Origin of the sequence: Burkholderia sp. Ac-20392 (genome assembly GCF_017104585.1) — a bacterium.
Classification (GTDB): domain Bacteria; phylum Pseudomonadota; class Gammaproteobacteria; order Burkholderiales; family Burkholderiaceae; genus Burkholderia; species Burkholderia lata.
On sequence record NZ_JAAGPB010000009.1, the window covers coordinates 1 to 14,636 of the forward strand.

15 protein-coding genes and 1 pseudogene are annotated in these 14,636 nt (G+C 66.6%); all 16 read right to left on the minus strand.

Annotated features, from left to right (window positions below; translation table 11 throughout):
- A pseudogene (locus tag G3N99_RS02095) lies at positions 1-235 on the minus strand (cysteine desulfurase); the annotation flags it as partial.
- Positions 210-1,142, minus strand: coding sequence for a family 2A encapsulin nanocompartment shell protein (locus G3N99_RS02100; protein WP_006479760.1), 933 nt, complete (start codon positions 1,140-1,142; stop codon positions 210-212). The gene G3N99_RS02100 and the pseudogene G3N99_RS02095, both read right to left, overlap by 26 nt.
- Before the next feature lie 138 nt (positions 1,143-1,280).
- A complete protein-coding gene (locus G3N99_RS02105) occupies positions 1,281-1,502 on the minus strand; it encodes a helix-turn-helix transcriptional regulator (RefSeq protein ID WP_011356215.1) in 222 nt (73 codons plus the stop codon).
- An 8-nt stretch (positions 1,503-1,510) separates the two neighbouring features.
- Positions 1,511-2,449 (minus strand): serine O-acetyltransferase EpsC, encoded by a 939-nt coding sequence (gene epsC / locus G3N99_RS02110; RefSeq protein WP_174938216.1) that lies wholly within the window; start codon positions 2,447-2,449, stop codon positions 1,511-1,513.
- Between the two features lie 28 nt (positions 2,450-2,477).
- A complete protein-coding gene (locus G3N99_RS02115) occupies positions 2,478-2,948 on the minus strand; it encodes a rhodanese-like domain-containing protein (RefSeq protein ID WP_206121518.1) in 471 nt (156 codons plus the stop codon).
- Between the two features lie 426 nt (positions 2,949-3,374).
- A complete protein-coding gene (locus G3N99_RS02120) occupies positions 3,375-4,775 on the minus strand; it encodes an amidase family protein (RefSeq protein ID WP_206121519.1) in 1,401 nt (466 codons plus the stop codon).
- Between the two features lie 76 nt (positions 4,776-4,851).
- Positions 4,852-5,643 carry an alpha/beta hydrolase gene (locus G3N99_RS02125; RefSeq protein ID WP_174940150.1) on the minus strand — a complete coding sequence of 264 codons (792 nt, stop codon included), beginning with the start codon at positions 5,641-5,643 and terminating at the stop codon, positions 4,852-4,854.
- Positions 5,644-5,727: 84 nt separating this feature from the next.
- Positions 5,728-6,054, minus strand: coding sequence for a DUF4148 domain-containing protein (locus G3N99_RS02130; protein ID WP_174940148.1), 327 nt, complete (start codon positions 6,052-6,054; stop codon positions 5,728-5,730).
- Between the two features lie 304 nt (positions 6,055-6,358).
- The gene (locus G3N99_RS02135; RefSeq protein ID WP_174981663.1) at positions 6,359-6,907 is read right to left on the minus strand and encodes a cytochrome P460 family protein; all 549 of its coding nucleotides are present in this window, start codon (positions 6,905-6,907) and stop codon (positions 6,359-6,361) included.
- On the minus strand, positions 6,907-7,950 hold the full coding sequence (locus tag G3N99_RS02140) for an alpha/beta hydrolase (RefSeq protein ID WP_206121520.1): 1,044 nt from the start codon (positions 7,948-7,950) through the stop codon (positions 6,907-6,909). The genes G3N99_RS02135 and G3N99_RS02140 overlap by 1 nt, the downstream gene beginning before the upstream one ends.
- Before the next feature lie 269 nt (positions 7,951-8,219).
- Entirely contained in the window at positions 8,220-8,474 is a 255-nt protein-coding gene (locus G3N99_RS02145) for an RNA-binding protein (protein ID WP_124581688.1), read from the minus strand.
- Positions 8,475-8,507: 33 nt separating this feature from the next.
- The gene (locus G3N99_RS02150; RefSeq protein ID WP_206121521.1) at positions 8,508-9,686 is read right to left on the minus strand and encodes an acetate/propionate family kinase; all 1,179 of its coding nucleotides are present in this window, start codon (positions 9,684-9,686) and stop codon (positions 8,508-8,510) included.
- Between the two features lie 4 nt (positions 9,687-9,690).
- A complete protein-coding gene (locus G3N99_RS02155; protein WP_302479388.1) occupies positions 9,691-10,662 on the minus strand; it encodes a phosphate acetyltransferase in 972 nt (323 codons plus the stop codon).
- Positions 10,652-13,000, minus strand: coding sequence for a DUF3141 domain-containing protein (locus G3N99_RS02160; protein WP_206121522.1), 2,349 nt, complete (start codon positions 12,998-13,000; stop codon positions 10,652-10,654). The genes G3N99_RS02155 and G3N99_RS02160 overlap by 11 nt, the downstream gene beginning before the upstream one ends.
- A gap of 61 nt (positions 13,001-13,061) precedes the next feature.
- Positions 13,062-13,826 (minus strand): enoyl-ACP reductase FabI, encoded by a 765-nt coding sequence (gene fabI, locus G3N99_RS02165; RefSeq protein WP_206121546.1) that lies wholly within the window; start codon positions 13,824-13,826, stop codon positions 13,062-13,064.
- Between the two features lie 464 nt (positions 13,827-14,290).
- Positions 14,291-14,632 (minus strand): DUF4286 family protein, encoded by a 342-nt coding sequence (locus tag G3N99_RS02170; RefSeq protein WP_174940135.1) that lies wholly within the window; start codon positions 14,630-14,632, stop codon positions 14,291-14,293.
- Between the last annotated feature and the right edge of the window lie 4 nt (positions 14,633-14,636).

Below are 14,636 nucleotides of genomic sequence, written 5' to 3' on the forward strand. Positions count from 1 at the left end.
CCGATGCGAGGATCGGCGCGGCGGCCGGCAACGCCGACGGCACGCCGCCGACCGCGCCGCTGCCTGCCGACAGCCCGGGCGCGGTGGCTTGCCCGGGCGGCGTCGCGAAGAACTCGGACGCGAGCCGCGCAAGCGTCGCCGGGTCGGGCAAACCGGCCGGCAGCGGCGCGTGCGGCAGCGCGTGCGCGTCGCCGCCGGCCAGGCCGGGATTAACGGTAGGTGTCGGGATAGTCATGGAACTTGGCGATTTCGACATCATCGAGGACAGCCAGCGCATCCGGCGAATGGACCGCGAGCGAGCAATACAGCGAGATCAGGTACGACGCGATCGCCTGGTTGTTGATCCCCATGAAGCGCACCGACAGGCCCGGGCCCTGCTCGCCCGCGACGCCCGGCTGATAGAGGCCGACCACGCCCTGGCGCTTGTCGCCGACGCGCAGCAGCAGGATCTTGGTCTTGCCGTCCGCGACCGGCACCTTGTCCGACGGGATCAGCGGAATGCCGCGCCACGTGAGGAACTGCGAGCCGAACAGGCTGACCGTCGGCGGCGGCACGCCGCGCCGCGTGCATTCGCGGCCGAACGCGGCGATCGCGAGCGGGTGCGTGAGGAAGAACGCAGGCTCCTTCCACACCTTGGTCAGCAGCTCGTCGAGATCGTCCGGCGTCGGCGCCCCCGTCAGCGGGAAGATCCGCTGTTCGTCGGTCACGTTGGCGAGCAGCCCGTAGTCGGGGTTGTTGATCAGCTGGCTTTCCTGCAGCTCCTTGATCGTCTCGATCGTCAGGCGCAGCTGTTCCTTGATCTGGTCGTGAGGACTGCTGTAAAGATCGGAGATCCGCGTATGCACGTCGAGCACCGTGCTCACCGCGTTCAGGAAATACTCGCGCGGCTGTTCCTCGTACGGCACGAAGGTCTGCGGCAGCACGCTTTCGTCCTCGAGCTGCGTGCACGCGGCGCGCACGGCTTCCGGGTTCTTCACCTGGTTCAGGCGATAGATGCCCGCCTCGACCGGCACCCATTGCAGCAGGTGGGTCAGCCAGCGCGGCGTGATCGTGGAAAGCTGGGGGACGGTCTTGGTAGCGTTCGCTAGTTGGCGGGCGGCGTGATCGCTCAGCGCGGCCGTGCCGCTTGCAACGGTCGACATGTGTGGCTCCGGGTTCTTTAGATGAAAAACGGGATTGCTTATGACGCTCAGTGATTATCGGAAGCACGCACCTGCCGGCTCAACATGCTATAGCCGTCATGTCGCGTGCAACCGAAGGGGAAACGGAACGGGGCAGCCTCAGGTGACGTACGCGCCCGGCAGCAGCGTCGAGATCGACACGTCGAACGCACGCGCGATCTTGTCGGCCGTGACGATCGACGCGATCGCCTCGCCGCGCTCGATCTCGCCGACATACGAGCGGTTCAGCCCCGCATGCTCGGCCAGCTGCTCCTGCGACCACGTGCGCGCTTCGCGCAGCTTGCGCACGTTGGCGCCGAAGTGATGGATGAGGTCGCTCATCGCGCCTCCTAGGCGACACGCGCTGCCGCGCGCGGTGCGGTGTTCGCTTCGCTGCGCAGCACGGCCTGCGTGATGTTCGCGCCGGCCGGCACGTCCTGCGTGAGCCACACGTTGCCGCCGATCACCGCGCCGCGCCCGATCGTCACGCGGCCGAGGATCGTTGCGCCCGCATAGATCACCACGTCGTCCTCGACGATCGGATGGCGCGCCAACCCTTTCTCCAGGTGGCCGGCCGCGTCGCGCGGAAAGCGCTTCGCACCAAGCGTGACGGCCTGGTACACGCGCACACGCTCGCCGATGATCGCCGTCTCGCCGATCACGACGCCGGTGCCGTGGTCGATGAAGAAGCCCGCGCCGATGCGCGCGCCCGGATGAATGTCGATGCCCGTCTCCGCATGCGCCTGCTCGGCGATGATCCGTGCGAGCAGTGGCAGGCCAAGCCCGTACAGCTCGTGCGCGAGCCGGTGGTGGATCATCGCGAGGATGCCCGGGTAGCACAGCAGCACCTCGTCGACGCTGCCGGCCGCCGGATCGCCGTGGAAGGCGGCCAGCACGTCGCTGTCGAGCAGCCGGCGAATCTCGGGCAGGCGCGCGGCGAATGCCTGCACGGCCGTCGACGCCACTTCGTCGACGTTGTCGACCGACGCATCGGCATTGCGCTGCCGCGCCGCATAGCGCAATTCCAGTTTCACCTGCGCGAGCAGCGCATTCAGCGCGGTGTCGAGCGCATGGGCCACGTGAAAGTTCTCGCTCTCCTGGCGCAGGTCGGGCGGCCCGAGCCGCATCGGGAACAGCACGCCCTTCAGCGCGCCGATGATCTGCGCGAGCGCCTCGCGCGCCGGCAGGTCGCGCCCGCCCGGTTCGAGCGAGCGCCGCTGCTTCTCGCGCCATGCGCGGCGCACGCTCTGCAGCGATTGAACGATGTCGTCGATGTCGAATGCGGCCATGCTGCTTTCTCCCTGTAACGGCCGTGAATCAGTCCTGCGCCCACGGCAGGCCGCGAAAACGCCAGCCGTTGCTGCCGCCGCGATGCTGTCGCTCGTCGAGGTCGCCCTCGAACCCTTCGAGCACGTTGAATACCTGCGTCAAGCCCCCCTTCGTCGCGGCCTCGGCCGCCTGCGCCGAGCGGTTGCCGCTGCGGCACAACAGCAACACGACGGCCGTCTTGCCGGTCTTCGCTTCCAGTTCGCGCACGAAGCGCGGGTTGCGCGTCAGGCTCGTGCCCGTTGCCCACGGCACGTGCAGCGACGCCGGCACATGGCCGACGAATTTCCGTTCCTCGGCGGTGCGTACGTCCACCAGCAACGCATCGCCGGACGAGAACAGCGCCCACGCCGCTCCCGGCGCGACGCCGCCCGCATAGGGCGTGCCGGCCGCCGCCGCCGCTGCGCGCGCGTCTTCGAGCGCCTGCTGCGCAGCGGTTCGTTCTTCCAATGCAACCGTCATGACACTTCCTTGTTTTCGTTGATTCGTATGATCAAAAAACACCGGGAATGCGGCCGTTGCAGCTTGCATGCTGTCTATAGCCGTCAACGCCACTATGCGAGTGCGGCCGGGCAAGCAGAACCAATAAAAATTCATTTCCTAATCAGCGGCGCGAAGAATGCAATAGCAGACGCGCGCTATCGGGGCGGGTTCGCGGGCGAGCAGGACGGGAAGACTGGCGACCGTTCGATGTCACGCATCGAAGGACTTTGAAAGGCATGGCGGGGGACGATCAACGCGGCGTACGACGCGTTGCAACGGAATCCGAAACGGAGTGCATGCACGGGCGCGCATGCAGGGACGACTGATGAAATCCGGCTGGCTGTCGAAATGCATCGGCACGATGCCGGACGGGCATCGCCGATGCATTCGCCTTCCGCCGACCGGTTACTGCACCGGGTCGACTGGTGCGACCGGCACGCCGCGCGCTTCGATATCGCGCCCGGCCAGCAGGCACAGATCCTCGCGGTGATGCGCGGCGACCACCTGCACACCGACCGGCACGCCGTTCACGAGCGCCGTCGTCACGGCCAGCCCCGGCAGCCCCATCGCCGGCAGCGCGCGCAACGTGAGCTGCGCTTCCCACACGCGATCGAACCCGTCCTGCCCCTGCCGGTCGAGATCGTCCGGGAACGGCAGCTCCGACGACACCGGCAGCAGCACGGCCGCATATTCGTCGAGGAACAGCCGCCACTGCCGCGTCAGCGTCGTGCGCCGGACGAGCGCGCGACTGATCACGTCGGCCGGCAAATCGCGTACCTTGCCGCGCACGGCCTCGACCACGGCAGCCGCACCCGGATCGCCGTCTTTCACGGCCGCGCTCGTCAATGCATCGAATCCGTCACCGAGCCAGAGTTGCTCCTGCAACAGTGCTGCTTCGCGCATCGGCGGCGTGTCGTCGATTTCGTCGACGGTCCAACCCGCATCGACGAGCCGTTGCGCGGCGTCGCGCAACGCGGCCTCCACTTCAGGTACGACCTGCAAGCCACCCGGCCGCACGCACAGCGCCGCGCGCTTCGGCACCTCGCGCCCGTCGAACGGCACCGCCACGTGCCACGGATCGCGCGGGTCCGGCGCGGCGAATACACGCAGCGCGAGCGAGAGATCGTCGATCGTGCGTGCAATCGGCCCCGCCGTCGACATCAGCTGCGCGCCGATCGCACGCTCGGGCGATGACGCATTGAACGCCGGCACACGTCCGAGCGACGGCCGGATTCCGTGCACGCCGCACGCGTAGGCCGGATAACGCACCGAACCTCCGATGTCGGTCCCGACGGCAAGCGGCCCGATCCCGGCGGCTACGGCCGCCGCCGCGCCGCCGCTCGATCCGCCCGGTGTCAGCGAAGGATTGCGCGGATTACGCGTGTGGCCGTGCACGAGATTCGACGTGAACCAGCGCAACGCGAACGTCGGTGAATTGGTGCGGCCGAGCAGGATCGCACCGGCCTTTCTGATGTTGCTGACCACCGGACTGTCGGCTTGCGCGATCAGGTTCTCCTGCAAACGCGTGCCGTTGGTCGTCGCGAATCCCGCCTGGTCGACATTGATCTTCACCGTGACCGGCACGCCCGCGAGCGGCCCCGGATCGTCGCCGCGCGCGATCGCGCGATCGACTGCGTCGGCCTGCTGCCGTACCTCGTCGGGCCGGTGTTCGATCACCGCGTTGATCGCCGGATTCACCGCATCGAGACGATCGAGCACCGCGTCGGCCACTTCGCGCGCGGATACCTCACGATGCCGCACGCGTTTCGCGAGTTCGGTTGCCGGCAGTTGCCAGAGTTGCGTCATGACTTCTCCTTTTGGAAGGACATCACAATCACTCATGGCGCCGCGCTTCCCCATGAGAGCGCGGCGCCGCGTTCACTCACTGCGTATCCTGCTTCGCGCGTTCGGCGGCCGCGATGATCGCGTCGGCCACGGCCTTCGGCTGGCTCAGCATCGACACGTGGCTGCCGTTCACACGCGTGACCGTCGCGCCGATCCGCTTCGCCATCGCTTCCTGAAGCGTCGGGTCGATCATCTTGTCCTGCGTCGCGACGACGAACGTCGACGGCTTCGCATGCCAAGCGGCCTGCGTGACCTTCTCCGAGATGCAACCGCTATACCACGGCCCCTGGGTCGCCGCAACGATGCGCTGCTGCGCAGGCGGCAGGTCCGGTGCGAAGTCCTGCGCGATCGCCTTGTCCGACAGCGTCGCGAAACCGCCCGCGTCCTTGCGCAGCTCGCCGGCCCACGCGGGGGCCGGCAGCCCCTGCGTGACGTCGGCGATCGACTGGCCGTTGTCGGGCGCAAACGCGGCGACGTACACGAGCGACTTCACCTTGTCGTCGTTGCCCGCGTCGCTGATCACGACGCCGGCCCACGAATGGCCGACCAGCACGACCGGCCCCTTCTGCGCGTCGATCGTGCGCTTCGTGGCGGCCGCATCGTCCGCGAGCGAGCTCAACGGATTCTGCACCGACACCACGTGCAGCCCGCGCGCCTCGAGCAGCGGAATCACGCGGTTCCAGCTCGACCCGTCGGCGAACGCGCCGTGCACGAGCACGACGTTCGTGCCCTTCAGGTCGTCCTTCGGCGCAGCCTGCGCCGCCACCGCACCGAACAGTCCGCCGATCACCGCGGCGGATACCAGAACGCGTTTCATCAAACCGGCCATCGTCATGCTCCTATTTGTGTCGTGTTATTCAAATGAAGTGCTGCACGGGCAACCGCGCCTCTCTGCTGCAGGCGCGGCACCGGATCACGAATGCGCGTACAGGTCGTCGGCTGCATTCCGTGCGGAACGCGATTGGGCGGCATCGCGATGGCCGGCAGGCGTCGACGCATCGGCCACGTTGTCGCCTTGCGACTTCGACGGGCCGTTCTGGTCGGACTGCGCGACCTGCAGCGCGGCGGCGATGTCTTCCGGGTAATGCGGTTCGCTGCGCGCCGGGTTGTAGCCGGCCTGTTCCAGGCGGACGAGTTCGGCGCGCACGTCGGCACGTGTGAGGCCGTGGCCGGTATCGGCGAACGACAAGGCGGGGATGGCAGCGAGGACGGCAACGGCGAGGAGTCGAGCGGCTTTCATGAGGGTTCTCCTTGAGAGAGGTAGGTCAGTCGATCATTCGGCATCCGATCCAGATCGTCTGGCATCGAACGTTTCCTGCATGTCGACAGTAGAACTCGCGCACGTATCTGCCATGTTTCCGAAACCGGGGCTTTCTGCATGCCAGTTTTTCAGGAGCGGCCGCAGATACAGTGCGATACAAACCGGGCTGCCGCATCGTTCGCTGGCGTTATCCGCTGACGTGCTCCCCCAAAGCCAACCCGCCATGAAAAAAGGCGTGCCACGCATGGCACGCCTTTCCGTCGACCCCATCACACCACGTACGTCACGGCGCAAGCCGCGTGAACACGTAGTCGTGGTTCTTCACGCGCGCCTGGTGGCACGCAAAGCACGTCTGATGCTGGCCGATATCGGCCGGCACGCCGTTGATGAAGCGCCCGAAGCCCCAGCCGCCCGTCGATGCATAGCGGCGCGAGTCCTTCACCATCACCTGCACGGTCGTCGCCTGGCCCGGCACCGTCGCCGGCGCGAACTCGTCGGACTGCTTGCGCTTGTACGCGAGCTTCACGAGGATCGTGCCGTCCGGGAACGGCAACGTCGCCTGTTCGAGCGCACGGATCGCGACAGGATTGCCGAGCACCACCCGTAGTTCATCGAGCGGCGCGGCCTCTTCGGCCGGCGCGACCATTTCCCACTTCCGGTAGCCGGGCGGGATCGTCACGCCGTAGATCGGCGACGCGGCGGCAGCCGGCTTCGGCTTCGGCTGCTCCGCCAACGCGGCCGGACCGCTCGCCGACCACGCGCCGGCCAGCAGCACGCCGGCGACGAACGCTCGACGAACGCCGCGCCGCACCACGCCCACACGTGCCCGCATCACAGATGCTCCACTTGCAGGATCGCCTCCGCGAACGCCTGCGGCGCTTCCTGCGGCAGGTTGTGGCCGATGCCGCCGGTGATCGTCCGGTGCTGGTACTTGCCCGTGAACTTCATCGCGTACGCGGCCGGTTCCGGATGCGGCGCGCCGTTCGCGTCGCCTTCCATCGTGATCGTCGGCACGGTGATCGCAGGCCCAGCGGCAAGACGCCGCTCGATGTCGTCGTACTGCGCCTCGCCCTTCGCGAGCCCGAGGCGCCAGCGATAGTTGTGGATCACGACCGCCACGTGATCGGGGTTCTGGAACGACGCGGCCGAGCGGGCATAGGTTTCGTCGGAGAACTGCCATTTCGGCGATGCGAGTTGCCAGATCAGCTTGTTGAACGCGTCGCGGTTCGCCGCGTAGCCCAGCGCACCGCGCTCGGTCGTGAAGTAGAACTGATACCACCACTGGAACTCGGCCTGCGGCGGCAACGGCTTGCGGTTTGCCTCCTGGCTGCCGATCAGGTAGCCGCTCACGGATACCAGCGCCTTCACGCGCTGCGGCCACAGCGCCGCGATGATGTCGGCCGTGCGCGCGCCCCAGTCGTAGCCGCCGAACACCGCGCGGTCGATCTTCAGCGCGTCCATCAGCGCGATGATGTCGACGGCCGTCACGGCCTGCTGGCCGTTGCGCACGGTGTCGGGCGAGCGGAACGTCGTCGACCCGTAGCCGCGCAGGTACGGCACGATCACGCGATAGCCGGCCGCGACGAGCAGCGGCGCGACTTCCGCATAGCTGTAGATGTCGTACGGCCAGCCATGCAGCAGGAACACGACGGGGCCGTTCTTCGGCCCGAGGTCCGCATACCCGACGTTGAGCACGCCCGCGTCGATCTGGTGAATCGTGCCCAGCGACGCGACGCCGGCCGTGCGCTTCGCAGGCGGGGCATCGGGCGCCGACTGCGCATGCGCGAGGGCGCTGAACCCGAGGTCGGCGAGGCTCAGGCTGGCCAGCGTCGTACCCAGGATCAGGCGGCGGCGGGTGTTCACGGTTTCAGGCATGACTCGTTCTCCATTGTCGATCGCTACGAAAGGGGCCCGCGGCACGGGCGGGCGCTCGGGAATCGGCGTTCTCGGCGGCGGCGCCGACACTGCGCCGCCGTGTGAATCGCTTCACCGGATTTATATCCGATCCATCCCGAGGCTTTGTATCCCAACGTATCTGTGTGCGAACACGACACACGACGATTCAAAAATCGTGCTGGAGACGCCTGCTTGCGGGGGAGTCGGCCCGCATTCCCCCCTTCAACTACGCTGGCGCGAGAAGCCGCTCACACCTTCCGGTCCGGCAGGATATGCGCACGAATCGACCGCCCCCGCCACGACAGGTGATCGATCCGCGCGCGCAGCGTGTAGAGCGCCACCGACGACAGCGTGCTGAACCGGAGCAGCGCGATCGGGTCGCCGATCCCGGCCGGCACGCGCTCGATCGAATCGAACAGCGGGAATCCATACCGTGTCAGGAACGCGCCGACCTCGTCGTCGCGTGCATGTTCTTCGACATTGACCAGCAACAGTTCGGCCATGACGGCTCCTTTTCCTGTTCGCTCATCCGTCCGTCACCGGATCAACCGGCGCGTATGGTGCGCGATCATCAGTTCTTCGTTGGTCGGGATCACCCATGCCGGTACGCGACTCGACGCCGTCGTAACCAGTGGCCCGCCGGAATTGTTTGCTTCCACATCGATCTCGACGCCAAGCCACGCCGCACGGCGCATCACCCCTTCGCGAATCGGCGCCGCATGCTCGCCGATCCCGGCCGTGAAGACGATGGCGTCGATGCCCTCCATCGCGGCGGCAAGCGACCCGAGTTCACGCGCGATGCGGTAGACGTATAGCTCGATCGCGAACCGCGCGTGCGGATCGTCGCTCGCGAGCAGGGTCCGCATGTCGCTCGAGATGCCGGACACGCCGAGCAGCCCGGAACGCCGATAGATCAGATCCTCGACGGCGCGCACGTCCATCCCGAGTTCCTCCATCAGGAACAGCACGACGCCCGGGTCCAGGTTGCCGCAACGCGTGCCCATCGGCAGCCCGTCGACGGCCGTGAACCCCATCGTGCTCGCGACGCTCTTGCCTGCAACCAGCGCACACATGCTCGCGCCGTTGCCGAGGTGGGCGACGACCGTGCGCCCGCGCGCCGCCGGTGGCGCGACGTCGGGCAGCACGCTCGCGATGTACTCGTACGAGAGCCCGTGGAAGCCGTAGCGGCGCACGCCCCGGCTGGTGATCGACTCGGGCAGCGCGAACGCCTGGGTCACCGCGGGCTGTGTGCAGTGGAACGCCGTGTCGAAGCAGGCCACCTGCTCGATACCGGGCTGCACCGTTTCGAGGATGCGAATCGGCGTCAGGTTGTGCGGTTGATGCAGCGGCGCGAGCGGCGTGAGCTTTTCCAGCTCGGCCACGATCTCGGGCGTGACGCGCACCGGGCCGCTGAAGCGCTGCCCGCCGTGCACGACGCGATGGCCCACCGCCGCGAGACGATGTCCTTCCTGATGAGCTTCCAGGAACGCGGCGATCTGCTCGAGCCCTTCGTGATGGCCGAACGACTCGCCGCCGGCCCATTGCTGCTCGTGACGTTCCGCGTGATGGTCGACGGCGCTGAAGTGCGCGGTGTCCGTGTACAGACCGTCGACCTGACCGTGCACGATCAGCCCGAGCGTGTCGCGCTGCACGTCGAATGCGGAGAACTTGATGCTCGACGAGCCCGCGTTCAATACCAGAATCACGTCTGCCATCGCGTCACCCCGCGCGCGTTGCCGCTTCGCGCTGCACGTTCGCGACGAGCATCGCGACCGCGCATGAAGCCAGCCGGGTGATCAACGAATCGGCGCGACTCGTCAGGATGATCGGCACGCGCGCGCCGAGCACGATCCCCGCCGCGTCCGCGCCGGCCAGGAACGACAGGCTCTTGGCGAGCATGTTGCCCGCTTCGAGGTTCGGCACCATCAGCACGTTCGCGTGCCCGGCCACCGGCGAATCGATCTGCTTGATGCGTGCGGCCTCGGGATCGATCGCGTTGTCGAGCGCAAGCGGGCCGTCGACCAGCGCGCCGGTAATCTGCCGCCGATCCACCATCTTGCACAGCGCGGCGGCTTCGAGCGTCGACGGCACTTTCGGGTTGACCGTCTCCATCGCCGACAGGATCGCCACGAGCACCTGCGGAAATCCCAGCGCATGGGCGAGATCGATCGCGTTCTGCAGGATGTCGACCTTTTCCTCGAGCGTCGGCGCGATATTGATCGCCGCGTCGGTCACGATCAGCGGATCGGCGTGCGCGGGCACGTCCATGACGAAGCAATGGCTGATGCGCCGGCCGGTGCGCAACCCGGCATCGTGACGCACCACTTCGGCCATGAGCTCATCGGTGTGCAGGCTGCCCTTCATCAGTGCGGACGCCCGCCCGTCGCGCACGAGCCGCACCGCCGCCGCGGCAGACGCCTCGCTGTACGGCGCATCGACGATCTCGTGATCGCTGATCGACAGCCCGCACGCCGCGGCGGTCGCTTCGATTCTTGCACGCGGGCCGACCAGGATCGGTTCGATCAGCCGCTTGCGCGCCGCCTCCAGCGCGCCCTCGAGCGAGCTTCGATCGCACGGATGCACGACGGCCGTCGGCATCGGCGCCAGCGTCCCGCAGTGTTCGATGAGGCGGTGATATTTCTCGTGTCTGTTTTCCATCGCGGTTCCTGGCTGTTGTCCGTCACTGCACACGATCGAGGGCCGCCACCGGCCCCTTGGCCGGCCGCTTCGCGGGCGCTGCGCCCAGCACCGCGCGGATGCGTTGCAGGGCCGCCCACTGTTGCTCGCTCACCGACGCGCTTTGCACGCGCGGATCGCCCAGCAGCTTGTCCAGCAACGTCAGCAGCCGCTGGCGGTCCTCCGGCCGGGCAAGCAGCGCCGGCAGCGTGGCGACGGCCTGCTGCGGCGCGTACGTCGCGATGATTTCCTGCTCGCCATAGATGCGCCGCCACTGGTCGGCCGGCAGGTCCGGCAGATACTCGGCGTAGGTTTCGGCGAGTTCACGCTCGGTCGCAAGCTGCGCCAGCGGAAACGGCTCGCCGCTGCGTTCGAGCAGAAACGCTGCGCGCGCCACCGCTTCGGTGTAGCCGCCCCGGTCGATCGATGCGAGCGCATCCTTCACGAACGGGAGGTCGCGAGGGTCCGTCGCCACCGGCGCAGCCGCGTGATGATCGCGATACTGCTCCGCGAAATGCAGCATGAACGGCTGCGTGTACAGCGTGAAGAACAGCGACTCGGTGCTCGCATCGCGCATCGCACGGAAAAAATCGAGCGACGCGCTGACGACGTCCGAGCCACGGCGTTCGAGCGTGCGCCACGGCTCGATATCGTCGGCCGGCTGGCGGTTCGCCTTGACCGTGTCGGCGGCCGGCTTCAGCCAGCCAAGCCACGGGTTCAGGTCTGAAAACGCCCAGCGCTGAAAGCGCAGCGGATGAAAATCGCGCAACAGGCGTGCCGTGGTTTCGTTCGAGGCCTGCTGCACGAATGGCTGCATGAACAGTTCATAGGCGCGCTGCGTGAATTCGGACAGCTCGGCAACAGCCTCGAACGCATGTTCGTCCTTGCGCCCGAAACGGTTGAAGTGCTGCGCGATCTCTTCGAGACGGTGCTCGGCGAAGGTGACCTCGTAAGCGACCTTTCCGTCGGCGCCTTTCACCTCTTCGATCGACATCGCATAGAGGCCCGGCGGCAGCGTTTCGACGGCATCCAGCACGCTGACGATCTGGGCGTGCTCCTTCTTCGCGACCTTGCCCGACACGAAGATGCCGAGATGCCCCACGTCCTCCTCCATCAAGCCGATGATCACCTGCCCGCGCGACTTGATCTCCTCCGTGCTGCCGTAGATGTCCGCGACCCAGTTGAACGCCTGCTGCGGCGGCGTGATATTGTCGCCCATCGATGCGAACAGGATGATCGGCGAGCGGATCTCGCGCAGGTCGAACGCCTTGCCCGCCCCGTCCCGCACCTCGCCGGACCAGAGCTTGTTGCCGATGAACAGGTTGCGCGTGATCCATTCGATCTCTTCGCGGTTCATCAGGTAGTAGCCGCCCCACCAGCGCTCGAACTCGAGGAAGCGCGGCGGCTCGGTGTCGATGTTGTCGTACACGTGGTAATACTTGTCCCACAACGTGTTCGCCGGGTTCAGGTTCTCGAAGTTCTGCACCAGATACGCGCCGTCGAACTTGCCGTGCCCGAGGTCCGACGAGAACGACGCGAGCCAGGTGCCGCCGAGCAGGCCGCCGGCATAGCGCATCGGATTGTCGCCGGGCCCCTCGCTCCACGCGCCGCTCCAGTACGACATCGGGGCGCCGTTGATGACGATCGGGCCCGTATCGTCCGCCGACGAGCTCGCGAGCATCATCGCGGCCCAGCCGCCCTGGCAGTTGCCGACGATGGCCGGCTTGAGGCTGTCCGGATGCAGTTCCCGCACTTTCCGGACGAACGCCTGCTCCGCCGCGCACACGTCGAGCAGCGTCTGGCCGGGCTCGGGCTCCTGGAAGAACACGACGAAGTACACCGGATGCCCCGCGCGCAACGCCACGCCGACCTGCGAATCGTCCTTGAAGCCGCCGATCCCGGGGCCGTGCCCCGCGCGCGGATCGATGATCAGGTAAGGCCGCTTCGCGGCGTCGACGATCACGCCGTCCGGCGGCTGGATGTGAACGAGCGCGTAATTGACGGGCCGCTCGAACTGCCGGCCGTCGAGCACGACGTCGTAGTCGAAATGCAGCACCGGCTTGAGCCCCTGGGCCGTGCGCTCGACGAATTGCGTGCCGCGCTCGCGCAGCGTGTCCCAGAACAGCAGCGAGCGCTGCGCGGCGTCGACCGCGTAATGCCATGCGCCCAGCGGCGAAAATGGTGTGGCGAATGGGGCGGCGCCCGGGTCGTGGCTGGGGCTGTCGCTGCCGTCGAATGCCTCGCTCAACCTTTTCCCGTACTGTTCGAGCGCGTGCTGCGTGCGCTTTTGCAGGACGTGGACAATCTCCGCGGCGATCTCATGACTGCGCGCCAGTTGCGTGGCAGCATCCATAACACTGTTCTCCAGAGGGGCTAGGTGAATCTCGACGCTTTCCGGGAGCGGCCGTCTCGCGTCAGCCGAGCACGTGCATCCCGGCGTCGATGTAGTGAACGCCGCCGGTCATCGCGCGTGCGGCATCGCTGGCGAGAAAGGTGCACAGCGCGCCGACGTCGTCGATGTCGAGCGGCCGGCGCAACGGCGCGCGCCGTGCGGTGTCGTCGAGCAGGTGATCGAAGTTCGGCAGCCCGGAGGCCGCCCGCGTGGACAATGCACCGGGCGACACCGCATGCACGCGAATGCCGGCCGGCCCCAGTTCGACGGCCAGGTAGCGAACGGTGGCCTCCAGCGCCGCCTTGACCGGCCCCATCACGCCATACTCGGCGATGACCTGGTCGGCGCCGATATAGGTCATCGCCATCAGGCTGCCGCCGGAACTCATCAACGGCTCGGCAAGCTTCGCCATCCTGATGAACGAGTGGCAGGAGGTGTCCATCGCGAGCGCAAACCCTTCCGGCGAACTGTCGACGACCCGCCCGTGCAGGTCGGCCCGGGGGGCGAAGGCCACGGCATGCAGCAGAAAATCGAGGCCGCCCCACTGCTCGCCGATCGTGTCGAACACCGCGCGCATCTGGTCGGTGCGACTCACGTCGACGGGCATCGCAATGGCCGGCTTCAGTTGTTCCAGCAACGGTTCGACGTACGGCAACGCGCGGTCGGATTGCCAGGTCACGGCCAGCTCGGCACCGGCTGCGTGAAAGGCGCGTGCGCACCCCCACGCGATGCTCTGCTCGTTCGCCAGTCCGACGACGATGCCTCGTTTGCCTTCAAGCAGCCGCATGCCATTGCCGGACACGCGCGACTCGCGCACGTCGCTATTCGTCATCGCGAAACCTCGGGTCGTATTTTTTCGCAGGGCGAAACTGTGAAAGGGCCGATTTGCCTTTCTGTCGCGAATCATTGTATTGAGGGTTTCAAACACTCAGATCATTCGTGCGATATATTTTTGATTTTTATCAAAATCGCTTTGGAATCATATAATTACGATGGAATGTTTCGATCCGGAAGGACGGATTTCATCGATATGTCATTCAATCGTGTGTGGAAGTGGCGTGCTGCTTCCGCAGAGTCCAGTAAAGTCTCTGCCGTTTCCGCTATAAATCGGTCGCTTTGATGGACGACACCCGCAACCGACAACGAAGCCGCGGTGAATTCACGAGGCTGAACGCGGGAAAATGAAGTGATCGGCGGCTACGGCCGCGCGCGCCGCACCACACATCCCCCCACATAAACGATCGCCGCCGCTCAATCGCCCGGCTTCCGGACCACGTCGGTAACGGGTTCAAAGTAGCAGGCATAGCGCACGTCGGCCAACGTATCGCTGATCGGCATCTCGTGCGTGTTGTACCGCGCTTGAATACCGTCCGTGACGACTTGCGGTTCGGCGGCATCGCACTGATAAAGCGCCATGTATTGCCACGGTTGCGCACCCGATCCCCGTTGTTGTTCCGTGCGCCTGAAGCGTTGAGCGCTCACCACGCCGGGGACTCGCAGTACGTCGGGCACATGTTGCTCCGTGTACCAGCGATTGAATGCCTCGTCGTTCCCGGGCGTCGGGTTGGTCAGGACGAGATACGTGAATTTCATGCCG

Bases quoted from the DNA above. Each gene is read 5' to 3' on its own strand.
- G3N99_RS02150 (WP_206121521.1), bottom strand. From the start codon at position 9,686: ATGGCAGACGTGATTCTGGTATTGAACGCGGGCTCGTCGAGCATCAAG.
- G3N99_RS02160 (WP_206121522.1), bottom strand. From the start codon at position 13,000: ATGGATGCTGCCACGCAACTGGCGCGCAGTCATGAGATCGCCGCGGAG.
- G3N99_RS02135 (WP_174981663.1), bottom strand. From the start codon at position 6,907: ATGCGGGCACGTGTGGGCGTGGTGCGGCGCGGCGTTCGTCGAGCGTTC.
- G3N99_RS02100 (WP_006479760.1), bottom strand. From the start codon at position 1,142: ATGTCGACCGTTGCAAGCGGCACGGCCGCGCTGAGCGATCACGCCGCC.
- G3N99_RS02130 (WP_174940148.1), bottom strand. From the start codon at position 6,054: ATGAAAGCCGCTCGACTCCTCGCCGTTGCCGTCCTCGCTGCCATCCCC.
- G3N99_RS02120 (WP_206121519.1), bottom strand. From the start codon at position 4,775: ATGACGCAACTCTGGCAACTGCCGGCAACCGAACTCGCGAAACGCGTG.
- G3N99_RS02115 (WP_206121518.1), bottom strand. From the start codon at position 2,948: ATGACGGTTGCATTGGAAGAACGAACCGCTGCGCAGCAGGCGCTCGAA.
- fabI (WP_206121546.1), bottom strand. From the start codon at position 13,826: ATGCGGCTGCTTGAAGGCAAACGAGGCATCGTCGTCGGACTGGCGAAC.
- G3N99_RS02125 (WP_174940150.1), bottom strand. From the start codon at position 5,643: ATGGCCGGTTTGATGAAACGCGTTCTGGTATCCGCCGCGGTGATCGGC.
- G3N99_RS02105 (WP_011356215.1), bottom strand. From the start codon at position 1,502: ATGAGCGACCTCATCCATCACTTCGGCGCCAACGTGCGCAAGCTGCGC.
- G3N99_RS02170 (WP_174940135.1), bottom strand. From the start codon at position 14,632: ATGAAATTCACGTATCTCGTCCTGACCAACCCGACGCCCGGGAACGAC.
- G3N99_RS02140 (WP_206121520.1), bottom strand. From the start codon at position 7,950: ATGCCTGAAACCGTGAACACCCGCCGCCGCCTGATCCTGGGTACGACG.
- G3N99_RS02145 (WP_124581688.1), bottom strand. From the start codon at position 8,474: ATGGCCGAACTGTTGCTGGTCAATGTCGAAGAACATGCACGCGACGAC.
- epsC (WP_174938216.1), bottom strand. From the start codon at position 2,449: ATGGCCGCATTCGACATCGACGACATCGTTCAATCGCTGCAGAGCGTG.